Below are 21,665 nucleotides of genomic sequence, written 5' to 3'. Positions count from 1 at the left end.
TTCACCTCACCTGGCTGCGAACGGCCTCGAGCAGCTCCTCCAAATGGTCGGCGAGCAGGTCGCGTCGCTGTGGTGTCAGCGACGACACCAGCTCCGCCTCCCGGGTCAGGACCTGGTCGACTGTTCGCTCGATCAGGTCGTGCCCGTGCGGAGTGAGCGACACGGTGACGAGCCGGGAGCCGTCCTGCTCGGTGCGTCGGCTGACCAGCCCGGCCTCCTCGGCCCGGCTGACCCGTTGGGAGATCGCGCCGGCCGTGACCAGCGTCCGCGCGGTGAGCTCCCGCGTGCTCAGCTCGTACGGCGGGCCGCTGCGCCGCAGCACGCTGAGCAGGTCCAGCGTGGCCGGGTCGACGCCGAGCTCGGCGAGCAGTCGCCGGCGGTCGTCGGCGAACAACTTGGCCAGCCGCCACAGGGGAGTGACGATGCCGATCGAGTCGGTCGGCACCCCGGGCCGTTCGCGCTGCCAGGCGCGGGCGATCTCCGCCGCCGGATAGTCGCTGGGGGCGTCGAACGGGTACGCGTCGGCCGGCGGCCGGGAGGACTTGTCGGGCATACGGCCATGGTACGTTTAGACCTAAACGTTTAGGCCTAAACGAAAGGGACCCGAGATGGCCAGGACGATCGTGGTGACCGGGGGAGCGACCGGCATCGGCCGGGCCACCGCGGAGCGGTTCCGCGCCGACGGTGACGACGTGGTGATCACCGGCCGCCGCGGCGACGTACTGACCCGGACGGCGGACGAGCTCGGCGCCAAGGCGATCGTCTGCGACGCGGCCGATCCCGCACAGGTCGCCGCGTTCGCCGAGCAGTTGCCGGGGCGGATCGACGTACTGGTGAACAACGCGGGCGGCAACACCGACCTGGAGACTCCGGCCGCGGGGGACGACCTGCAGCGGCTTCGGCGGAACTGGCTGGCCAATTACGAGGCGAACGTGCTGTCGGCGGTTCTCACCACCAGCGCGCTGGCTGCGCGACTCACCACCGCGGTGATCCACCTGGGATCGATCGCCGGGACCCGCGGCGGCGGTTCGTACGGCGCCGCCAAGTCGGCCCTGGCCACCTGGAGCCTGGAGGTCGCGGCCGAGCTCGGTCCGCGCGGAGTCACCTCCAACGTGGTGGCGCCGGGCTACACCGCCGACACCGAGTTCTTCCGCGACCAGCTGACCGACGAGCGCCGCACCTGGTTGCTCGATTCAACGATGACGAAGCGGGCCGGAACGCCGGCCGACGTGGCGGCGGTGATCCACTTCGTCGCCTCCCCGCAGGCCGGCCACGTGACCGGCCAGGTGCTGCACGTCAACGGCGGCGCGCTCACGACGCGGTGAGTTGCCGGCCGCCGTACGGATGACAACGATGGCATCCCCGGCCCGGCCCGAGGGTCGGTGAGAATGGCCCCATGCGTGCCACCGTCAAGGACGTCGCCAAGCTGGCCGGCGTGTCGCCGAAGACGGTGTCGAACGTCATCAACGGCGTGGTGTTCGTCCGCCCGGAGACCCGCGCGCGGGTCGAGAAGGCGCTCAGCGAGCTCGACTACGTGCCCAACCTGAGTGCTCGCGGCCTGCGCAACGGCCGGTCCGGCATGATCGGCCTGGCCCTGCCGGACCTGCTCCGGCCGTACTCCGCCGAGATCACCCACCTGGTCGTCGAGCTGGCGCACGACCGCGGGTGGGGAGTCCAGATCGAGCAGACCGCGGCCGAACCGGACCGCGAGTTCGACCTGCTCTCCAAGGCTCGCGCGCACCAGATCGACGGGCTGGTCCTCAACCCGGTCAACCTCGACGACAGCGCGGTGATGTCGGCCGGTCCGCTGCCGCCGGTCGTGCTGATCGGCGACGTCGAGCAGGACGTGGTCAGCCAGGTTTGCATCGACAACATCGGCGCCGCCCGCGACATGACGCAGCACCTGGTCGACCAGGGCTGCCGCCGCATCGCCGCCGTCGGCACTCCCGAAGCCCCTGGTGGCGCGACCGGGACCGGGCGCGTCGGCGGTCGCACGGACTCCGCCGGTACGGCGGCCGCCAGGCTGCGCGTCATCGGCTACCGCGAGGTCCTCACCCGGGCCGGCCTGCACGACCCGACGCTGGAGATCGCGCTGGACCGGTGGAGCCCGGAAGGCGCGGCGACGGTCGTGGGTCGCTACCTCCAGGCGCACGAACCACCCGACGCGTTCTTCTGCTTCACCGACACGATCGCGACCGGCGCGCTGTCGGCCCTGTGGACCGCCGGCGTGGCCGTGCCCACGGACTGCGCGGTGGCCGGCTTCGACAACATCCTGGAGAGCCGCTACACCGTGCCGCCGCTGACCACCGTCGACTTCGACCGGCGTGCCTTCGTCGGGAGCGCGCTCGACCTGCTCGCCGAGCGGATGGCCGATCCGGCCGCGGCACCCCGGCGGATCGTCGTCCCGCACCGGGTGATCCGGCGGGATAGCACCGCGCAGTAGGTAACGCAAATCAACACAAACCATTACGGTCAGGTCTTGTCAGCGCATTGCAACGATGTAATGATCGGTGCCGCCTGCGAAGGAGACGATCTGATGACAGTGTTCGACCGTCCGCTCTCCCGGCGCCGCCTGCTCTCCGGAGCCGCCGCGCTGGCCGGCGGAGGCCTGCTGCTCGGCTGTACGCCGGGTGCCGGTGACTCCGCGAGCGACCTCAGCTACTGGCACCTGATGAGCGGCGGCGACGGCATCGTGATGGCCGGCCTGGTCGACGCCGTGAACGCGATGAACGCCGGCTTCCGCGCCGAGCAGACCGTGCTCGCCTGGGGTCCGCCGTACTACACCAAGCTCGCGATGGCCTCCGCCGGCGGCCGCGCCCCGGACCTCGCGGTGATGCACGCGTCCCGGATCGCCGGCTACGCGCCCGGCGGCCTGCTGGAGCCGTGGGACGTCGACCTGCTCGCCGAGGTCGGGGTCCGGGAGAGCGACTTCCCGCCGCTGGTCTGGCAGAAGGGCGTGTACGACGGCAAGCTCTACTCGATCGCGCTCGACACCCATCCCTTCGTGCTCTACTACAACACCCAGCACGCGGAGAAGGCCGGCGTCACCGACGCGATCCAGGCGATGAACAGCCCCGAGGCGTTCGTCGAGGTCGCGGCCAAGCTGCAGCGAGTCACCGGCAAGCACGGCCTGTCGTACGGCTACCTCGGTGACGGCTCGCAGATGTGGCGGCTGTTCTACACCCTGTACCGCCAGACCGGCGCCGAGATGAAGCTCGTGCCCGGATCACCGGCGCAGGTCGACGAGGCCGCCGCGGTGAAGGTGCTCGGCTTCGTCCGCTCGCTGCTGAACGACACCATCGCGACCCGCAGCGGCGACGGCGGCACGGCGACCAGCGAGTTCCTGCACGGCGAGAGCGGCCTGTTCTTCGGCGGCGTCTGGGAGCTGCCGGTGCTGAAGGAGTCGAAGCTGCCGTTCGACGCCCGGCCGATCCCCACCCTGTTCGGGCAGCAGGCCGCGTACGCCGACTCGCACACCTTTGTGCTGCCCCGGCAGTCGACGGTGTCGCCGGAACGCCGCCGGCACACCTACCAGCTGGTCGCCGAGCTGCTGAAGCGCTCCGTCACCTGGGCCGGCGCCGGCCACATCCCGGCGTACCAGCCGGTGGTCACGAGCACGGAGTACCAGCAGCTGAAGCCGCAGTCGCACTACGTCGGCATCCCGGCGTACGTGAACTACGACCCGGACGTGTGGTTCAGCGGCGCCGGCAGCGACTTCCACAAGTACTTCGCGGAGAACGTGCAGAACGTCTACCTCGGCAGCGGGGACCCGGCGGCCGGTTTCGACGGGTTCGTCCAGCGGCTGAACAAGCTGCTCGACCGCCCGCAACCGGTCTGAGTGAGGAGAAGGGAGATCGGGATGCCGACAGCTGTCGACAGCCCCGCCACGGCCGGCCTGGTCGTTGCCGGAGGCAACCGGATGGGTGCGGCCCGGGCACGGCGTGACGAATCGCTGACCGGCTGGGCCTTCGCAGCGCCGTTCGCGCTGCTGTTCGTGCTGTTCCTGGTGGTGCCCGCCGTCTACGGCCTGTACCTGAGCTTCACCGGGGAGACGTTGACCGGCGCGAACGGCAAGCTGATCGGGCTGGCCAACTACAGCGAGGCGCTGCAGGACCCCGACATGTGGCGTTCGCTCGGCAACACCTTGTGGTTCACCCTGCTCAGCACGGTCCCGCTGGTGCTGCTGTCGCTGGCGTTCGCGCTGCTGGTGAACCTCGGACTGCCGGGTCGCTGGCTGTGGCGCCTCTCCTTCTTTCTGCCCTACCTGCTCGCCTCCACCGTCGTGGTGCTGTTCTGGAGCTGGATGTACAACCCGAAGCTCGGGCTGATCAACGGCGTGCTCGCCGAGCTGGGCATCGCACCGGTCGCCTGGCTGCAGGACCCGAACGTCGCGATGATCTCGGTCGTGGTGACCACGCTGTGGTGGACCATCGGGTTCAACTTCCTGCTCTACCTCGCCGCGCTGCAGAACATCCCCGAGCAGCAGTTCGAGGCGGCCGCGATCGACGGCGCCGGCAAGTGGCGGCAGCTGTTCTCGATCGTCGTTCCGCAGCTCGCGCCGACCACGGCGCTGATCCTGACCCTGCAGGTGCTGGCCTCGCTGAAGGTGTTCGACCAGATCTACATGCTGACCAACGGCGGCCCGGCCGGATCGACCCGCTCGATCGTGCAGTACATCTACGAGGCCGGCTTCACCGGTTACCGGTTCGGCTACTCCTCGGCGATCTCCTACCTCTTCTTCGCGATCATCGTGCTGGTGTCGATCGCGCAGTACAAGCTGATCAACCGCAGGAGTGCGCCATGAGCGAGCGTAGCGAGTTCATCATCGAGCACAGGGTACGTCGTGTCTCGTCGGCGCCCGGAGCGAAGCGAGGACGCCGATGAGCACGTACACCTTGTCCCGGGGGATCCAGCGCGCCGGGCGGACGGCGTACAAGCAGGGCCACAAACCGGGGGAGAACCCGTGGAGCCTGTCGCGCATGGTGGCGCTGCTGGTGTTGGCGTTCCTGGCCGCGACCTGGCTGGTGCCGTTCGCGTGGGCGGTGCTCACGTCGCTGAAGAGCGAGGCGGACGCCGGCGCGTCGACGCTCAGCCTGTCACCGCCCGACGGCTTCGGCTTCGACGCCTACCGCAAGGTGCTGTCGGCCGGTGAGCTGCCGCTGTGGGCGTGGAACAGCCTGCTGACCTCGGCGGCGATCACCCTGGTCACGGTCGCGACGTCGGCGCTGGCCGGCTACGCCTTCTCCCGGGTCGCCTTCCGCGGCCGGCGCTGGCTGTACGGCGCGATCATCGCCGCCATCATCATCCCGCCGCAGCTGCTGATCGTGCCGTTGTTCCGGCAGATGCTGGCCTTCGACCTGGTCGACACCTACTGGGGCATCATTCTCCCGCAGGCGTTCGCGCCCGCGATGGTGCTGATCCTGAAACGCTTCTTCGACCAGATCCCGGTCGAGCTCGAGGACGCCGCCCGGGTCGACGGCGCGCACCGGCTGCGGGTGTTCTGGTCGATCGTGCTGCCGTTGTCGCGGCCGATCCTGGCCGCGGTCGCGATCTTCGTGTTCATCGGCGCCTGGAACAATTTTCTGTGGCCGTTCATCGTCACCACCGACGCCGACCTGATGACGCTGCCGGTCGGCCTGCAGACGGTGAAGAGCGCCTACGGCCTGCAGTACGCGCAGAACATGGCCTCGGCGATCCTGGCGGCCCTGCCGCTGGTGGTCGTTTTCCTCTTCTTCCAGCGCCAGATCATCAAGGGCATCGCGACCACCGGTTTCGGTGGGCAGTAGCGCGGTGGACATTTGTTCCGGCAGGCGGGAAACCCGACGTCATCCCTTGAAAACGTCGTCACTCTCCGCAAGGCTGCCGTGATCACTCCGATGCGGTGAGGCGTGCCGGGGTGCCGACAACCGTGCACGCGGACGGTGCGGCGAGCCTGCCGTACCGTGCGGACGGTTGCGTTCTGGAACTGTCCCTCGGGGGACCCGAAGAGGAGGGGATCTGTGTCAGCGATGAAGCGGCTCGCCGAGCAGCGCCGTGATGTGAGGAGTCACGGCGCGACAAAGCTCGGCAGGGCCTCGATCCAACCAGCGGTCTGCACCGGCATCCACGAGGTGACCTCGTCGATCCCGGCCGGGCGGCCGCGACGCGTGGCGGTTCTGACCTTGAGCAACGGTCTGACCACCACGCTGCGTCTGCGGGAAGGTACCCAGGTACCGCGCCGAGGCGCGACGGTGTTCGTTCAGGGTGGCTGCGGCAGGGGCGACGAACCCGCCACAGGTGGGGTCACCCTGGCGCCGGCAGGCCCACACTAGAACACCAGGCCGCAGCGACTCGTCGGTCTCAGGTCAACGCCGAGCTGAGCCCGGCAAGTCGCTGACAGCACCTCACTGCTCGAACGCCGTGGTCAACGCCCTCACCTCGACCGGCGAGTACTTCGCCTCTGGCAGCCGGGCGGCCAGCTCGGTCGCGCGCTCCAGGTCGCAGTCCAGCAGGTAGTAGCCCGCCAGCACCTCCTTCGCCTCGGTGAACGGGCCGTCGGTCACGGCCGGCGAACCGTCGAGCAGCTGGACGACGCGCGCCCGCTCCGTGGTCAGCCCGTCGGCGGCGATCAGCTCGCCGCGCTCCCGCGTCTCGGCCAGCACCCCGCGGTGCACGTCGTACACCGTCTCGATGCCCTCGTCCGCCAGCGCCTGCCAGGTCTGTTCGTTGCCGTAGATCAGCAGCATGTACTTCACAGCGCCTCCTCGGTTGCGTTCGAGGGTACGTCGGAGCCGCCGGCGCCGCCTCGACATCGGCTGCCCCGGCTGTCATAGGGTGAACGGCGCTCGTCGAAAGGACCCTGTGACAGCCCTCACCCCCACCTCCGTCGTCAGCACCCTGCGCGCCGCCGGCTGCGTCTTCGCCGAGGACGAGGCGGCGATGATTCTCGCCACCGCGACCGACGATCGGCAGCTCGCGGAGATGGTCGAGCAGCGCGTCGCCGGCCGCCCGCTGGAGCACGTCGTCGGTTGGGCGGAGTTCCGTGGCCTGCGGGTGGCACTCGACGCGGACGTCTTCGTGCCGCGCCGCCGGACCGAGCATCTGGTCGACGAAGCGATTGCGCGCTGCCGTCCAGGAGCCGTGGTGGTCGACCTCTGCTGCGGCTCGGGCGCTCTCGGGCTCGCCCTAGCCTCCGCGGTACCGGGCACCGAGCTCTCTGCCACCGATGTTCACCCGGCCGCGGTGCAGAACGCCCGCCGCAACCTGGCCCCGATCGGCGGCCAGGTCTTCGAGGGCGACCTGTACGCCCGTCTGCCGACCACGCTGCGCGGTCGCGTCGACCTCTTGCTCGCCAACGTCCCGTACGTGCCGAGCGACCAGGTTCGGCTGCTGCCGGCGGAGGCCCGCCTGCACGAACCACTTGTCACGCTGGACGGCGGCTCCGACGGCCTCGACCTGCTCCGCCGGGTCGCAGCCGAGGCCTCGGACTGGCTTGTCCCCGGGGGCCTCGTCGTCACCGAGACGAGCAACGAGCAAGCCGCGATCGCCATCGACGTGTTTCGGCGGCATGGCCTCTCCGCGGTCGTCACCACCGACGCGGACCGCTTCGCGACTACTGTCGTGGCCACCCGGGCCGTGCCCGTGCCCTGAACCCCGACGACCGGAGGCCGCACCCGATGAGCCAACCGAACGTCCGTACCGCGATCGCCGCTGACCTCGACGGCTTGGTCAGCTCGTGCGCTGCCCTCTTCGCCGAGGACGCCGCAGAGCGCGATCACCTCCGGAACGCCGCCTGGCCCGCCACCCACGGCGCCGAGTGGTGCACCGGCCTGCTGGCCGACCCGAACGCTTTGGTGCTGGTGGCAACCACCGGCGACGAGGAAGTCGTCGGCCACCTGATCGGCGGCTTCCGGCCGCCGTCGGAGATGTGGACGGCGTCGCGCGCCGAACTGGTCAGCATGTACGTGCGGCCCGCCGTCCGCGGCGGGGGAGCAGGGGGCCGGCTCATCGACGGCTTCGTCGCGTGGGCCCGCGACCGCGGCGCCGCCCGGCTGGAGGTCAACGCCTACGCCGCCAACGAGAACGCCCTGCGGCTGTACGAGCGGCACGGCTTCCGCCGGCACTCGGTCCAGCTGGTCGCCGACGCTCCCTGAGACGGGCCGGAAACTGTCCGTGGGCGTTGGTAGCGTCCAGGACATGAACGGACTGAATGTTCAGGTGACTTCTGTGACGATCATGGCGCCCGACCCCCGGGCGCTGGCCGAGTTCTACGCGCGCCTGCTGGGTCGTCCGGTGACCACCTCGGAAGGGCCGCGCGAGGGCCACCCGCCGGAGGACGGCTGGGCCCAGCTGCGCGCCGCCGAAGGCACCGGCGAGGTCACGCTGAACTTCGAGTACGAAGAGCAGTGGGCCAAGCCGGTGTGGCCGGCCGAGAAGGGCGCGCAGAACGCGACCCAGCACCTCGACATTGCGGTCGACGACCTGGAAGCGGCGACCGCGCACGCGATCGCGCAGGGCGCGGTGCTCGCCGACTTCCAGCCGCAGGACAGCGTCCGCGTCCTGCTCGACCCGGCCGGTCACCCCTTCTGCCTCTTCACCTGACAGTGCCCCGCCGCGCGTCGCCGCCATGCATTCTCGGTGCCCGCTGACCGCCGGGCTGGCGCGCGAGTTGGACGCCGGCCGACCGGCCGGGCGAGCGTCCTCGCCCGGTCACACCCGGCGCAGCACGTGCAGCAGGTACTCGCGGCGGTTGAGCGGGTCGTGGTCGGTGCGCTCCCGGACCGGGATCGCACCGGTCACCGGCTGGTACCGCTCGAACGCCGACTCCAGCACCCCTTCGCCGCGAGTCAGCGCCGGCAGCTGTTGCTCCAGCTGGTAGACGGCTGCCGCAGGGATCTCGCCCTCCAGCACCGACACGTCTGCGTCGAGCGCGGGTACTCGGGGGATCGCTCGCAGCCGCGCGAGCGCCGCCAGCACAGCGCGCACCGTGTCGGTCGGAATCTCCAGCTGGAAGGCGTGCAGCGGCTCGTGCACCGTGGTCCCGGCCCGGCGTAGAGCCGCCGTCAGCACAAGCGGCGTCAGCAACCGGAAGTCGCCCGCGGTGCTCGACATGCTCTTGTCGAACACCGCGTGCGCGTGACTCTGCCGCGCCGAGTAGCCCGAGTGCGTCATCACCACCCGGCAGTCCGGAATCTGCCAACCGTGCAGTCCCTGCTGCAGCGTCTCGTGCACGGTTTCCTCGACCGCCTTGATGAACGCGTACGGCATCGAGCCGAGCTCGACCTCCAGCTCGAACGTCACCCCGGCACCGGCCGGTGCCGGTTCGACCCGGAGACCGATCGTGGCGAGGAACGGGTTCGGGTCGACCTTGTTGAACTCGACCGCCGCACCGATCCCGTCCAGCCGCTCGATGTGGATCGTGGTGGTCTCCCGGAACGTCACGTCCAGCCCGTACTCCGTGGCCAGCGTCGTCTGGATGACCTCCTTCTGCACCTCGCCGTAGAGCGAGACGAAGGTCTCCTGGCGCAGGTCGTCCTGCCGCAGGTTGATCAACGGGTCCTGCTCGGCGAGCTGGGCCAGCGCGGCCCGAAGGTTGCCACGGTCCGACGCACGCACCGGCAGCACCACGGTCTCCAACGTCGGCGGAGCGAAGAACGCGCTCTCCGGAGCGATCTCACGGACCGGGCCGGCGCCGCTGCCGTCGGTGATCGCGTCGCCGATCCGGATGTCGCCGAGACCCCAGAGCTTGCCGATCTGGCCGGCGGTGACGGTCCGGGCGGTCGCCGTCGCGCCGTCGCCGAACACGCTGATCGCGGTCACCTTCGCGCCCCGGTCGCCGCGGAACCGCACCGTGTCCCGGGTTCGCAGCTCGCCGGCGAACATCCGGACGTACGCGACCTTCTCACCGGCCGGACCGCGCTCCACCTTGAACACCGATCCCGCCACCGGTGCCTCCCGATCGCCTTCGGGCGCCGGCAGCAGCTCGCGGATCCCGGCGATCAGTTGCTCGGTGCCGGCTCCGGTGATCGCCGATCCGAAGTACACCGGGTGCACGAGCGCCCGGCGGGTCTGCTCGGCCAGGCCGGCGCGCAGAGCATCGTAGGAGAGCGCTTTCTCGTTCTCCACATAGGTTTCCAGCAACTGGTCGTCGTGCTCGGCGAGCAGCTCGACCAGGCTGATCGCGAACCCCGGATCACCCGGGCCGTACGGCGTGAAGCTCGCGCCGCGCGTGCCGAGGCCGTCGGTGCGGCCCATCGCGACGACGCCCGTGGACAGCCTGCTCGCGAGATCCCGCAGCAGGGCCTCGTGCCGGGCGCCGCGACGGTCGATCTTGTTGACGAAGATCAGCGTCGGGATGCGCAGGCGTTGCAGCGTGCGCAGCAGGACGCGGGTCTGTGCCTGCACGCCCTCCACCGCCGACACCACCAGCACGGCGCCGTCGAGCACGCCGAGCGCCCGCTCCACCTCGGCGATGAAGTCCGGGTGGCCGGGGGTGTCGATCAGGTTGACGGTGACGTCGCCGATCGCGAACGAGACGACGGCGGACTTGATCGTGATGCCGCGCTGCCGTTCCAGCGCGAGCGAGTCGGTCTGGGTGCTGCCGTCGTCGACGCTGCCGACTTCGTCGATGACCCCGGCGGCGTACAGCAGCCGCTCGGTCAGGCTCGTCTTACCGGCGTCGACATGCGCCAGGATTCCCAGGTTCAGTGCTTTCACGCAGCTTCATGTCCCTCGAACAGGTGTCAGTGCAGAACGGGGTGGACACGAAGCCAGGTCGCATGCCGGCGCTCCTTCACTGGTACCTACGGGACGCTTCCGAGTACACCGCACCCGGCCGCAGTGCGGCAATCGGTTTTCGGTGCCGGGAACGGCGCAGCGTGCTGCTGTGCCGGGCCTCGCAGCATCGGGTTCGCGCTTGACGGACGGGTCTGCACGCTCCACCGGCTAGGGTCGGGTCGGTGATCGACGTCGTGACAGCAGCAGCCGGACGGCTCGGGCCGTTCGTGACGGTCGAGTCCGTGCAGGGTTTCATCGGCAACGAGACGTTCCGCGTCCGCACGAGGGCGGGGGACACGTACCACGTGAAGAGCGGCGCCGCGACCGACGCCGAGGTCCGCGCCTGCCGACTGGCGCGAGCGGCCGGCGTACCGGCTCCCGACATCGTTGCCGACGGCCCCGGCTACCTCGTCCAGCGTGAGGTGGAAGGGCGGCCGGTGAGTGCGACCGACGCTTCCCAGGTGCTGCCGGAGCTTGGTCGTCAGCTTGTGAAGCTGCACGCGGGGCCGGCGGATGGGTACGGCCTCCTCGGCGGGCCGCTGCGTTCGACCTGGGCGGAGGTCCTGCTGGATGCGGTGCGGTCGCTGGTCGGCATCAGTGCTGCCGGTGTGTTGCCCGACGAGCATCGACGACGGCTCGGCGCGCTGGTCGAGCAGGCGAGCGACGAACTCGAACCCGCCAGGCCGGCGTTGCTGCACGGCGACCTGCATCCGCGGCACGTCTACGCGCTCGACGGCGAGCTGACCGCGATCATCGACTGGGGTGACGCCCTGTACGGGGATCCGTTGTTCGACCTCGGACGGTTCTCGCTCGCGGGGGGCCGACGCGACGAACGCCGTACTGGACGGGTACGGACTGACGCCGTCGGACGCGTTGGATCGCACGTTCGGCCTCTACCAGGCGGTCTGGGCGGCGGTGACGGTCCGGATCGAGTACGAGGCGGGTGGGGACTGGATCCAGCCGCACCTCGACACGATCGCGCGCAGCCTGCAGCGACTCAGCTGACCACCGTTCCGACCGGCGTACTGCGGCAGATCGCGGCCGCCGCACCGGGGGGGGTCGATGTCGAAAACGTGCAGCGGGAGCCGGTGGTCGCGGGCCAGGACGAACGCCGACTGGTCCATCACCCGCAGCTGCCGGTCGATCGCCTCCTGGTAGCCCAGCCGCTCGAAGGGTCGCGCCGTCGGCACCTTGTTCGGGTCGGCGTCGTAGATGCCGTCGGCGCCGTTCTTCGCGACCAGCAATCCGTGCGCGCCGAGCTCGATCGCCCGCTGCACGGCCGGGTAGTCCGTGGTGGTGAACGGCTGACCGTTGCCGCAGGCCAGCACCACGATCGAGCCCTTCGCCAGGTGCCGCAGCGCCCGCAGCCGGATGTACGGCTCGGCCAGGTTGTTGATCGGGATCGCCGTCATCAGCCGGACGTCGTACTCGCCGAGCGTCGTCAACCGGCTCCGCAGCAGCACCGCGTTGATCACCGTGCCGAGCATGCCGATGTTGTCCGCCTCGACCCGGTCGATGCCCCACTCCTCGGACCGGTTGCCACGGAACACGTTGCCGCCACCGATCACCACCGCGATCTCCGCCCCGGCGGCCCGGGCGGCCAGCACCTCGGTGGCCAGATGGGTCACCCGGTCGCTGTCGAAGCCGAAGGTGTCGCCGCCGGCGATCGCCTGACCCGACAGCTTGAGCACGAAACGTTTCGTCACTCGCCGCACCTTCCTCAGGGCGCCTGTCGTTGGCAACCGCGCTGCGGCCAGGCTACTCGTCGAGCACCTTGTCGAGGGTCCGGTACGTGCGGTTGCTGGCGGTAGCGGCGCGCTGCTCGCGGCCGGTGGCTTCGATGTAGTTCTGGCTGGTGGCCAGGCTGGCGTGGCCGAGTAGAGCCATGATCTCCGACGCGGTGGCGCCGTCCTCGGCCAGCCGGGTCGCGAAGGTGTGCCGCAGGGCGTGCAAGTTCGCACCGACCGGGACGCGGTCGTGCAGGCCGGCCCACCGATAGCAGGACTTCACCAGGTACTCCAGGCCGCCGCGGCCGATCGGGCTGCCCTCGCGGTCCAGCAGCAGCTTCGCACTGCGGCCGAACCGCTTGCGCGGAAAGCGCCGGGCGCACGAGTCGAGGTACGCCGCGATGATCCGCTCCATGATCGGCTCGACCGGGATCGACCGGTCCCGGCTGCCTTTGCCGTGCACGTGCAGGCGCATCTCACCGGGACGCCCGGCGAGTGAGTCGGCCGTCAGCATGCGCATCTCGGCCGAGCGCAGCCCGGCGACCAGCCCGAGCGCAATCACCAGCACGTCCCGCTCCGGCCACGGATCGCGCCCCCGGCGTACGCCGTCGGCGGCGGCCTGCAACAGGCGCTCCGGGGTGTCCTCACCACGCAGCGGCTTGGGGGACAGGGGAGGGGTCTTCGGCCGTGCCACCGCGCCCATCGGGTTGCCGGCGAGCAGACCGTCGGACACGCAGAAGGTGAGGAACTGGTTCCACGTCGACCAGGCCCGCAGCACCGAACTCTTCGCGTGGCCGTCCGCGAACGCACCGAACGCCGCGCGCAGCGCCGGCGCGGTCAGGTCCTCGACCTGGAGGCTGTCGGGGTCGTCGGTCAGCAGCGCGGTGATGCCGGCGAGGTCGCGGCGGTAGGCGGCGGTGGTGTGCGGGGAGTCCTTCCGCGGCCGCCGGGCGGCGAAGAACGCGGCCTGCGCGTCGAGCACTCTCATACCCGCAGTTCCTACCGGGCGCCACCGACAGTTTGCCCGCGGCCGATCAGCCGCCCCGCCAGAGTTGATTGCTGAGAGCAACCGAATGTCAGAAGTGCTGCATAATGGTGATTATGCATGACAGCATCTCCGCCGAGAGGGGTTCTCACCCCGGCCGGGGGACCGGCTGGATCACGGCCGGCTCGCGATCTCCGCGTCGACGCCCTGGACGGCCGCGGCGGCGTTGAGGCGTCCCGCAACCACTCGGCTAGGCCTGGCTCCAGCGCGTCGAGGTACTCGACGTCGCGGGGATCGGTGACGTACGAGCGCGCGATACAGCGGCGAGGTAGGCATTCATGGCGGTTGCCGGTGCCATGGTTGCCGCGTTCGGCGTACTCGGTCCACTGAGGGCTGGCGCCGCGTCAGGGCCAAGTCGAGAAGAGGACAGTACCTGTCCGCTACCCGCCGTAGCTTTGTGGATGTCAACGACCGCAGCAGAAAGGCACCACCATGAGCTTCGACTCGATCCCGGCCGGCTACACCACCATCACGCCCTGGATGATCTCGCACGACACGAACGCGTTGATGGACTACCTGACCAGGGCGTTCGACGCCGAGGACTGCGGCCGGGTGGTCGACGACCAGGGCGTGATCGGGCACGCGGAGATGCGGATCGGCAACGCGATGGTGATGATGTTCGACTCCCGGCCGGACTGGCCGGTGACGCCGGCGTTCCTGCGGCTGTACGTCGAGGACGCGGCGGCGACCCACCGGCAGGCGGTCGCCGCCGGCGGGACGTCGGTGACCGAGGTGACCGAGCTGTTCTGGGGCGACCAGGTCGGCCGGGTCCGCGACCCGTTCGGCAATCTGTACTGGATCCAGTCCCGGGTCGCCGAGCTGACCGAGGCCGAGATGGCCGAGCGGATGACCGACCCGAAGTACGTCGCGGCGATGCAGTACGTGCAGAGCGCCGACTTCACACCCAGCTGGAACCAAGCGCCGGGAGCACGCTGAAGCCGCCTCCAATAGAGCGCCGATAATGGACATTATGTCAACTACTGGTGGTCCGAGTGGTTATACCTTGCTCGCGACCACCATGTAGTTCTCGGCCTCCAGATCGAACGTGCTCACTTCAGTCCGGAGTCCGACCCGGTGCAGCTCGACTTCGAGTTCCTCGTACCGGTAGGGCCAGCAGGACAGCAGTTCCGAGCGGACAAGAACCGACCCGGTCGCATCAACTTGCGCGATCGCAATCTCGATGTGGTGCTCCTCCTCCCACTGCGGCGCAATCTCCCAGCGGTAGACCACGACGGCATCGCGACCGTTCCGGCGGACGAGTCGGTCACTGATGTCGAGCCGGGAACCTCTGGCCCTCACGAGTTCCCAGGTGCGGGAGGTGAGTACCAAGCGCCCGCCAGGGCTCAGAAGGCGTGACATCGACTCCAGAGCAGCACCCCTGCCGGTCGCGCCCATGGCATGGTGAAGCGAATTGCCGACACAGAACACCATGTCGAACGTGTCGTCCTCGAAATGGTCGGGCAACTCTTCCCAGTTCGCCCGCACAGCCCGGACGGATGCCCCGAACTCCGCAGACAACTCTGCAGTCCGGCGAACCATCGCTTCGCTGGCGTCAGTTGCGACAACCTGCAGGCCACGACCGGCGAGGCCAACCGCCAACTGTCCGGTTCCGCACGAACAGTCGAGCACGTGAGCGTTCGACGGCAGGAGACTGAGGACGTCATCGAACGACGCGGCGAACTCGGCTGGAGGCAACTTTGCCTCTGCGATGAGCCATTCGTACACCTCGGCAAGCACGTCATAGTCCGTCACAACCGCTACCTCCGTTACGCGGCAGAGTCACGATGGGACGTCAGTCCATCAGCGCAGGGAGCCGGGCACCAATGGTTTTCGCAAGGACAACCCGTCCGGGCACGCTCGCGGACAGCGCGAGCTGGTCCGCTCGGTCATTTGCTGGGCGCTGCGTCAAAGAGGTCTCATCTACTCCCCCGGCAGCAACGGCTCATGCCGGATCGACCGTTTTCACCATGACGCAGTTCTTCAGTCCCTTGGGTCGGTCGTAGCTGAAACCGAGCCGCTCGTAGAGCCGACGGGTGCCGTTGTAGAGGAACGACGACGACATCTTCTTGGTCTGGTTGGTCAGGTCGTGCGGATAGCTCTCGACCCGCCCGCCGCCGGCCTGCGCGATCAGGTCGAGCGCACCGGTGATCGCCAGCTCGGTCACGCCCCGTCGCCGGTGCCGCTTGTCCACGAAGACGCAGGTGATGCGGTAGTCGGGATCCGCGGTCTTGGTGGCGTCGTACTGCTTGCGGTGGTGAAGAGTGGGCAACTCGGCCGGAGTGCCGTACTCGGCCCACGCGACAGCCTCGTCGCCGTCCATCACCAGTGCGGCGTGCGCCTGCTCGACGTAGGCCTTCTTCAGAGCTCGGTTGGCCTCCGCGCCCTGGCCGCGCTCGGGCCCGTCGGGGTGGAACCAGATGCACCAGCAGCCCCCGAAGATGCCGTTGTGCCGCTGCACCAGCGCATCGAAGGCCGACCAGGTCGCGGGGCTGAGCGCGGCAATGGTGTACGACGACTCGTCAGCCATGGCCGCACCTTTCAATCGGTTGTCGCGGCGGATGTGTCGACGCAGAGGACTGCCTCGTTGCCGTCCTGGTCGGCGATCACGGTCAGCGAGGGCGCATTGCTGTCGTCGACGACGCTCCCGCCCGCGGCGACGGCGGCGGCGATCCGTTGCTCGGCCACCTCGGGCGCCACGTAGACCTCGATGTGGAACCGCTGACGCGGAGTCCCGTTCTCGTCGGCATCGCCGAACCACAGGTTCGGTACCCGCCCGGTGGCGTCCCGGATCTCGTCGCTGGGGGTTCCGCGCCCCTGGGCCTCGGCGCTCCCGGCCAGCAGGGCGGCCCACACCGGGGCGATGGTGGCGGAGCGGGCGGTGTCGAGACCGAGCTCGATGTGGCTGACCGCGGCCGGGTCGGCGTCGAGCTGGTGGTCGGCGGCGATCTCGGTGATCCGTCGCGCGAGGTCGATGTCCTGCTGAGTCACCCACTCGACGATGTGCTCGGTGCCGTCGTCCTCGCGGTAGACGGCGTCGTCGGTGACGAGCTTGAGGTCGACGTACCCGTTGCCGATCGACACGCGCGGGTGGTGGCCGAGCGCGTCACCCGCGCCGGCCACCGCGGCGACGAACCGTGCGCCGGTGCTGAAGTCGTCAACCAGGTAGCGGGCATGCAGTCCCTGGGCGAGCTTGCGCCAGTCGGCCAGGTCTGCCGCGGCGATCTGCTCACCCTTGAGCATGTCCATAGACGGACCCTAGTCCAGAGTTGGTACGCAGGCTGTCCGGGAGCGGGTTTCTGCTCAGCCGACCGGCCGGGCCTCGAGCACGAAGAAGAGGAAGCAGAGGAACGACGTACGGTCCCCCAGGTCCGGCGGCAGCAGTTCGCGCGGCGTCTCGGGTGAGTACGGCGGCTCGCTGATGACCGAGATCGCGAAGCCGGCCCGGGTGAAAGCGTCGGTCATCGCGTGCAACGGCCGGTGCCAGAAGGTCAGCGATGCGGTGTGGCCGTCGAACGTGTACTCCTCGGTGTACGGCGAGGTCGCGAAGTAGTCGGCCTCCGGGTAGACCACTGGTCGGATCACCGGGTGGTTCACCGAGAGGATCAGGCGGCCACCCGGCTTCAGTACGCGGTGCAGCTCGGCCAAAGGCCCCGACCAGTCCTCGAAGTAGTGCAGCACCAGGGACGCCACCACGTCGTCGAACTCCCCCGTGCCGAACGGCAACGGCGCGGTGAGGTCGGCCAGCAGCACCCTGGCGTCCGTTCCGAGCCGCCGCTGCGCCAGAGCCACCATCTCCGGGCTGGAGTCGAAAGCGGTGATCTGTGCGCCCCGGTCCCGCAGCACGGCCGAGAGCGGTCCCGCGCCGCAGCCGGCGTCCAGGATGCTCCGGCCGCTCACGTCCCCGGCGAGCTCGATGATCGCCGGGCGCGCGTAGTAGGCGTTGAACAGGCCGGACTCGTTCTCCCGCGCGTAGCTCTCGGCGAATGTGTCGTAGTGATCAGCTTTCATGGCGATCCCGTCGTCGGAGTTTGACGTGGACCCTAGAACACTGCGAGGTCGTCGGGTCCGGCCGGCAGCCGCAGCCGGACCCCGCGGACCGGAGGCGGTCAGCGGTTGAAGCCGCGCAGGAGGTCGTACGGGTAGACGGCCGGCTTCTCGCTGACGGTCGTGAGCTGGGCGAGCTGCTCGTCGCTGAGCGACCAGCCGGCTGCGCCGATGTTGTCGGTGTAGTGCTCGAAGGTGCGGGGACCGATGATCGGCGCGGTGACGGGATCGGTCTGGATCAGCCAGCGCAGCGCCACCTGCGCGACACTCCGCCCGGTCTCACCCGCGATCGCGTGCAGCGCGTCGAGCACCGTCCAGGTCCGCTCGTTGGCGTAGTACTCCCACGACTCCAGGAGCCCCCGCTCGGCCGCTGCCGCCACCCGGGTCCCTTCCGGCGGCGCGTCCATCCCCCGGTGGAACCGGCCTGCCAGCCACCCGGCCCGCAACGGGCTCCACGGCATCACGCCGAGGCCTTCGTTGCGGCAGACGGCCAGCAGTTCCCACTCGGCCTCGCGGTCGAGCAGGTTGTACAGCGGTTGCAGCGCGCTGTAGCCGTGCATGCCTGCCCGCCGCGCGATGTCGACGGACTTCTGCAGCTGCCAACCGGTGACGTTGCTGGCTCCCAGGTAGCGAACCTTGCCCGACGTCACCAGGGTGTCCAGCGTGGACAGGGTCTCCTCGATCGGCGTGGCCGTGTCCCACACGTGCGTGTAGTACAGGTCGATGTAGTCGGTGCCGAGGCGGCGCAGACTCGCCTCAACGGCGGCGAGAATGTGCTTGCGGCTCAGTCCGTCGTCGTTCGGTCCCTCCCCCATGGTCCCGTACACCTTGGTGGCGACCACGAGCGCGTCGCGGTCGCGGCCCTTCAGCCACCGGCCGATGACGGCCTCCGACTCCCCCGCGTTGTACACGTCGGCGGTGTCGATGAACGTGCCGCCGGCCTCGACGAACGCGTCGAGCATCCGCACACCGGTCTGCTCGTCGGCCGGGCCACCGAAATGCATCGCTCCCAGGCACACCTCACTGACCTTCAGTCCGGTCCTGCCCAGATTGCGGTACTCCATCGAACCACCCTCTCCGGTGACATCACGAGCTCACGACGCTAGAACCTGGAGTCCACTCCAGGTCAAGTGCGTTGCGCGCTGGTTCGAATGTCGTCAGGACAACGGCAGGAGAGCGTGACAGGCCTCGACATTGTGGAGCTGGATGTCGTCTCGGCGTCGCTGCTCCCAGTTGTCTCTGGTCAGGCGCCAGTGGTTCAGCAGGCCGGGCTCGCCTTGCCGGGTGGCCCAGTCCGAACCGTTCGGCTGGTAGCCGAGCTTCCGTGAGATCGCGTTCGACCCGTGGTTGTCCGTGAAGGCGTCGCTGCTCGCTTCGCTCGCTCCCAGCCCGTCGAACGCGAGGTGCAGGATCGCGGCCCGCATCTCCTGTCCCACCCCGCGTCCGCGGTGGTCGTCGGCCAGCCAGGAGAAGCTGGTGACCGTGCCGAAGGTGCGGAAGTGGACCCCGATGAGGTCCTGCATCCCTACCGGGCGCCCGCCCACGACGACCACGAAGTACAGCCGCCAGGCGTCGGGCTCGACCCGCCCCCGGCCGCGCCAGATCGACCGCAGCCACCGGGCCACCCGGAGCTCTGGATCTGGCTCGTACAACGACATCGGGTCGTCGTACGGCGCTGGGTCGGCGTGCGCCTTGCCGGCCCGGACCACGTCCGCCAGTTCGTCCAGCAGATCGTCGCTGGCAGCCCGCAACTCCACAGCCGGCGTGGTGACGCGTACCGCCAGGAGCGGATGGTTCTTCATGGTGCTGTCCTGCCTTCCGGGTGGGAAGCCGCCGCGGTCAGCAGCATGATGCGTCCGCCCATCGAACTCCACCCGCTCGCGCCGGCGCACCTGGTTTTCACTGCCCCGCTGCTCGGCCGACCTCCGTCGAACACCGTGACAGCCCGGCAAGTGATCCCGCCTTGAGCACCCACCAGCCGAGTTCGCGGCGAATCCGTGGCTGAACGGTGCCCAAAGTCGGCGCCGTGATGTCTCGAGTAGCAGTGTTTCCCGGATCCGTTGCCCGGTCAGCCGAGTGCTGGATAATCGCGTTGCGTGGTACTCCCCCGGCGCTTAGCGTTCGCTTCAGGACGGCCGCCGCCGCGGCGCCGGAATGAGGGAGCGGGATGACGCCCAACCTATTCGCCTTGTGCTTCTTCGCGAACGACCCGCCGGCGCTCGGGCGCTTCTGGTCCGGCGTGCTGGGCTTCGAGTTGGTCCACGACGACGAGGACGTCGTGCTGGTGCCGAACGACGACACCGGGTTCCGGATCCGGTTCAAGGCGACGAGTGAGCCGAAGGCCGGGCCGAACCAGATGCACTTCGACCTCACGAGCACGTCCTTGGAGGACCAGCAGCAGACGGTCGCCAGGGCGCTCGAGCTCGGCGGCCGGCACCACGACGTCGGGCAGCTCCCGGAGGAGGAGCACGTCGTACTGGCCGATCCTGAGGGCAACGAGTTCTGCGTGATCGAGCCGGGCAACAACTTCCTGGCCGACTGCGGCTTCATCGGCGCACTGGCCGGCGACGGGACGCAGGATCTCGGGTACTTCTGGAGCAAGGCGCTGGACTGGCCGCTGGTCTGGGACCAGGACGAGGAGACCGCGATCCGCTCGCCGCACGGTGGCCCGAAGCTCACCTGGGGCGGTCCGCCGCTGGACGTCAGGCAGGGCAGGACCCGCCTGCACTTCGACCTCGCTCCCCCGGCCGACGGCGACCAGCAGGCACAGGCCGACCGCCTGGCCGCCCTCGGCGCGACCCGCATCGACGATGCCCCGTGCGAGCCCACCGGCCTCGCGATGGCCGACCCCGACGGCAACCAGTTCTGCGTCCTGATTCCCCGCTAGGCGGAGTTCAGTGACTCCCCGCCAGGTGGAGTTCAGCCGGTCACGAGCGCCCGTACGCGTCGAGCAAGCGGGCTTCGATGGTTGGGTGCCTCTTCCCCGTCGCGCCGCGGCCGTAGGTGCCCATCGCGCGCATTTCGGTGTGGTTCGACGAGGGCCCAGAGGCCGTTGGCGAGCGCAGGGTTCAGGTGGGGGCCGAGGCCGGCGCCGACGCTGAGGTCCCAGCCGTGGATGACGAGCTCGCCGAGGCGGAAGCGGACGAAGGTGTCGTAGGCGATGTCGCCGATCGGGTGGTGCAGCAGCTGACGCTGGTCGGCGTGCTGGAAGGCGTCGAGTTGGTCGGCGCAGGTGGCGTGGACGGCTGCCAGTGGATCGTCGCCGAGCAGTGGGCCGTCAGACCGGCTTGGTGGTTCTGATGGTGTAGGTGGCTGGGACGAAGGTGCTGCGGGTGAGGCCGGGGTACATGTCGGGCTGGGCGGCCTCGGTGAAGTGGGTCAGCTGGAGGCCGGCGTTGACGAGGCTCATGACGACGTCGCTGACCGGCCAGAGGAAGGCGTCGAACTCGGTGGTGGCTGTCGAGCCGGTGGGGCGCTTCGACTGGTCGTAGGTCTGCGTGGTCGGGAGGTTGCGGCCGAAGTAGTCGACGGTGACCTCGAGGGTGTCGCTGCGGACGGCCAGGACCTCCCAGATCGGGTGGTGCTCGCACAGGAGAAAGGTGCCGCCGGGGCGGAGGCGGGCGGCGACGATCTCGGCCCAGCGGTCGAGGTCGGGCAGCCAGCAGACGACGCCCCAGCTGGAGTAGACGACGTCGAAGTCGGTGAGGTGGGCCGGCAGATCGTAGATGTCGGCGGCAAGGAAACGGGCGTCGGCGCCGGTGGCCTGGGCGAGGGTGTTGGCGGCCGCCACAGCGACGTCGCTGATGTCGACGCCGGTGACCGAGGCGCCGCGGAAGGCCCAGGAGATGGAGTCGGCGCCGTTGGCGCAGGCGAGGTGCAGCATGCGGCGGCCGGCGAGGTCGGGCAGCAGACCGGGTTCGAAGTCGTCGAGGGTGGAGCCGCCGTCGAGGTAGAACCGCGGTGGTGGGGTCGGCCGGGACGGCGCGATCTGGTTCCAGCTGGTGCGGTTGGTGGCCGTGTGCCGGCGGATGGCGTCCACCTACGGACGGTACCCCGGGCTCAGCGGCCGCGCCGACGGGTTTTCGGGGTCCACG

23 protein-coding genes and 1 pseudogene are annotated in these 21,665 nt (G+C 69.5%); 12 read left to right on the top strand and 12 right to left on the bottom strand.

Annotated elements, in window-relative coordinates; translation table 11 throughout:
- Position 1: 1 nt before the first annotated feature.
- On the bottom strand, positions 2-553 hold the full coding sequence (locus tag KFLA_RS17660) for a MarR family winged helix-turn-helix transcriptional regulator (protein WP_012921169.1): 552 nt from the start codon (positions 551-553) through the stop codon (positions 2-4).
- Between the two features lie 55 nt (positions 554-608).
- On the opposite strand from KFLA_RS17660, the gene KFLA_RS17655 reads away from it, so the two are divergent.
- The 5 genes from KFLA_RS17655 (at position 609) to KFLA_RS17635 (ending at position 5,786) form a co-directional block, all read left to right on the top strand.
- The gene (locus tag KFLA_RS17655; RefSeq protein WP_012921168.1) at positions 609-1,325 is read left to right on the top strand and encodes an SDR family NAD(P)-dependent oxidoreductase; all 717 of its coding nucleotides are present in this window, start codon (positions 609-611) and stop codon (positions 1,323-1,325) included.
- Between the two features lie 71 nt (positions 1,326-1,396).
- Positions 1,397-2,443, top strand: coding sequence for a LacI family DNA-binding transcriptional regulator (locus KFLA_RS17650; protein ID WP_012921167.1), 1,047 nt, complete (start codon positions 1,397-1,399; stop codon positions 2,441-2,443).
- Positions 2,444-2,536: 93 nt separating this feature from the next.
- Positions 2,537-3,838 (top strand): extracellular solute-binding protein, encoded by a 1,302-nt coding sequence (locus KFLA_RS17645; protein ID WP_012921166.1) that lies wholly within the window; start codon positions 2,537-2,539, stop codon positions 3,836-3,838.
- 21 nt (positions 3,839-3,859) lie between these two features.
- On the top strand, positions 3,860-4,804 hold the full coding sequence (locus KFLA_RS17640; protein WP_012921165.1) for a carbohydrate ABC transporter permease: 945 nt from the start codon (positions 3,860-3,862) through the stop codon (positions 4,802-4,804).
- A 76-nt stretch (positions 4,805-4,880) separates the two neighbouring features.
- A complete protein-coding gene (locus tag KFLA_RS17635; protein ID WP_012921164.1) occupies positions 4,881-5,786 on the top strand; it encodes a carbohydrate ABC transporter permease in 906 nt (301 codons plus the stop codon).
- Positions 5,787-6,383: 597 nt separating this feature from the next.
- Here KFLA_RS17635 and KFLA_RS17630 read toward each other — a convergent pair.
- The gene (locus KFLA_RS17630; protein ID WP_202797234.1) at positions 6,384-6,725 is read right to left on the bottom strand and encodes a YciI family protein; all 342 of its coding nucleotides are present in this window, start codon (positions 6,723-6,725) and stop codon (positions 6,384-6,386) included.
- A 115-nt stretch (positions 6,726-6,840) separates the two neighbouring features.
- Between KFLA_RS17630 and KFLA_RS17625 the strand changes: the two genes are divergently transcribed.
- From KFLA_RS17625 to KFLA_RS17615, 3 genes are all read left to right on the top strand, one after another.
- Positions 6,841-7,629, top strand: coding sequence for a putative protein N(5)-glutamine methyltransferase (locus KFLA_RS17625; RefSeq protein ID WP_012921162.1), 789 nt, complete (start codon positions 6,841-6,843; stop codon positions 7,627-7,629).
- 26 nt (positions 7,630-7,655) lie between these two features.
- Positions 7,656-8,132 (top strand): GNAT family N-acetyltransferase, encoded by a 477-nt coding sequence (locus KFLA_RS17620; protein ID WP_012921161.1) that lies wholly within the window; start codon positions 7,656-7,658, stop codon positions 8,130-8,132.
- 64 nt (positions 8,133-8,196) lie between these two features.
- Positions 8,197-8,580, top strand: a complete 384-nt coding sequence (locus tag KFLA_RS17615) for a VOC family protein (RefSeq protein ID WP_337466335.1) — start codon at positions 8,197-8,199, stop codon at positions 8,578-8,580.
- A 108-nt stretch (positions 8,581-8,688) separates the two neighbouring features.
- Here the strand turns inward: KFLA_RS17615 and KFLA_RS17610 are convergent, their stop codons facing one another.
- Complete coding sequence (locus KFLA_RS17610; protein ID WP_012921159.1) at positions 8,689-10,695, bottom strand: elongation factor G; 2,007 nt, start codon at positions 10,693-10,695, stop codon at positions 8,689-8,691.
- 242 nt (positions 10,696-10,937) lie between these two features.
- Here KFLA_RS17610 and KFLA_RS39680 point away from each other — a divergent pair.
- Positions 10,938-11,519: pseudogene (locus KFLA_RS39680) on the top strand (phosphotransferase); the annotation flags it as partial.
- A gap of 129 nt (positions 11,520-11,648) precedes the next feature.
- Here KFLA_RS39680 and pyrH read toward each other — a convergent pair.
- A complete protein-coding gene (pyrH, locus tag KFLA_RS17600) occupies positions 11,649-12,461 on the bottom strand; it encodes a UMP kinase (protein WP_012921157.1) in 813 nt (270 codons plus the stop codon).
- A gap of 52 nt (positions 12,462-12,513) precedes the next feature.
- On the bottom strand, positions 12,514-13,470 hold the full coding sequence (locus KFLA_RS17595) for a tyrosine-type recombinase/integrase (RefSeq protein ID WP_012921156.1): 957 nt from the start codon (positions 13,468-13,470) through the stop codon (positions 12,514-12,516).
- Positions 13,471-13,959: 489 nt separating this feature from the next.
- Between KFLA_RS17595 and KFLA_RS17590 the strand changes: the two genes are divergently transcribed.
- Positions 13,960-14,463, top strand: coding sequence for a VOC family protein (locus KFLA_RS17590; protein WP_012921155.1), 504 nt, complete (start codon positions 13,960-13,962; stop codon positions 14,461-14,463).
- Positions 14,464-14,523: 60 nt separating this feature from the next.
- Here KFLA_RS17590 and KFLA_RS17585 read toward each other — a convergent pair whose 3' ends face one another.
- The 6 genes from KFLA_RS17585 to KFLA_RS17560 all read right to left on the bottom strand — a co-directional run bounded on the left by KFLA_RS17585 (position 14,524) and on the right by KFLA_RS17560 (position 19,373).
- Positions 14,524-15,279: a class I SAM-dependent methyltransferase gene (locus tag KFLA_RS17585; protein WP_012921154.1), complete on the bottom strand. Its 756-nt coding sequence runs from the start codon at positions 15,277-15,279 to the stop codon at positions 14,524-14,526.
- A 190-nt stretch (positions 15,280-15,469) separates the two neighbouring features.
- Positions 15,470-16,054: a GNAT family protein gene (locus tag KFLA_RS17580; protein ID WP_012921153.1), complete on the bottom strand. Its 585-nt coding sequence runs from the start codon at positions 16,052-16,054 to the stop codon at positions 15,470-15,472.
- A gap of 11 nt (positions 16,055-16,065) precedes the next feature.
- On the bottom strand, positions 16,066-16,773 hold the full coding sequence (locus KFLA_RS17575) for a VOC family protein (RefSeq protein ID WP_012921152.1): 708 nt from the start codon (positions 16,771-16,773) through the stop codon (positions 16,066-16,068).
- A 54-nt stretch (positions 16,774-16,827) separates the two neighbouring features.
- On the bottom strand, positions 16,828-17,535 hold the full coding sequence (locus KFLA_RS17570; RefSeq protein ID WP_012921151.1) for a class I SAM-dependent methyltransferase: 708 nt from the start codon (positions 17,533-17,535) through the stop codon (positions 16,828-16,830).
- A gap of 98 nt (positions 17,536-17,633) precedes the next feature.
- Positions 17,634-18,635: an aldo/keto reductase gene (locus KFLA_RS17565; RefSeq protein ID WP_012921150.1), complete on the bottom strand. Its 1,002-nt coding sequence runs from the start codon at positions 18,633-18,635 to the stop codon at positions 17,634-17,636.
- 93 nt (positions 18,636-18,728) lie between these two features.
- The gene (locus KFLA_RS17560) at positions 18,729-19,373 is read right to left on the bottom strand and encodes a GNAT family N-acetyltransferase (protein WP_012921149.1); all 645 of its coding nucleotides are present in this window, start codon (positions 19,371-19,373) and stop codon (positions 18,729-18,731) included.
- A 365-nt stretch (positions 19,374-19,738) separates the two neighbouring features.
- Here KFLA_RS17560 and KFLA_RS17555 point away from each other — a divergent pair, with 365 nt between their 5' ends.
- Both KFLA_RS17555 and KFLA_RS17550 read left to right on the top strand, forming a co-directional pair.
- The gene (locus KFLA_RS17555; RefSeq protein ID WP_012921148.1) at positions 19,739-20,458 is read left to right on the top strand and encodes a VOC family protein; all 720 of its coding nucleotides are present in this window, start codon (positions 19,739-19,741) and stop codon (positions 20,456-20,458) included.
- A 116-nt stretch (positions 20,459-20,574) separates the two neighbouring features.
- The gene (locus KFLA_RS17550) at positions 20,575-20,871 is read left to right on the top strand and encodes a hypothetical protein (RefSeq protein WP_012921147.1); all 297 of its coding nucleotides are present in this window, start codon (positions 20,575-20,577) and stop codon (positions 20,869-20,871) included.
- On the opposite strand, the gene KFLA_RS17545 is transcribed toward KFLA_RS17550, so the two are convergent.
- Complete coding sequence (locus KFLA_RS17545) at positions 20,849-21,610, bottom strand: class I SAM-dependent methyltransferase (protein WP_012921146.1); 762 nt, start codon at positions 21,608-21,610, stop codon at positions 20,849-20,851. The genes KFLA_RS17550 and KFLA_RS17545 overlap by 23 nt on opposite strands.
- Between the last annotated feature and the right edge of the window lie 55 nt (positions 21,611-21,665).

Origin of the sequence: Kribbella flavida DSM 17836 (assembly GCF_000024345.1) — a bacterium.
GTDB lineage: Bacteria > Actinomycetota > Actinomycetes > Propionibacteriales > Kribbellaceae > Kribbella > Kribbella flavida.
This window is presented reverse-complemented; position numbering and strand designations above follow the sequence as displayed.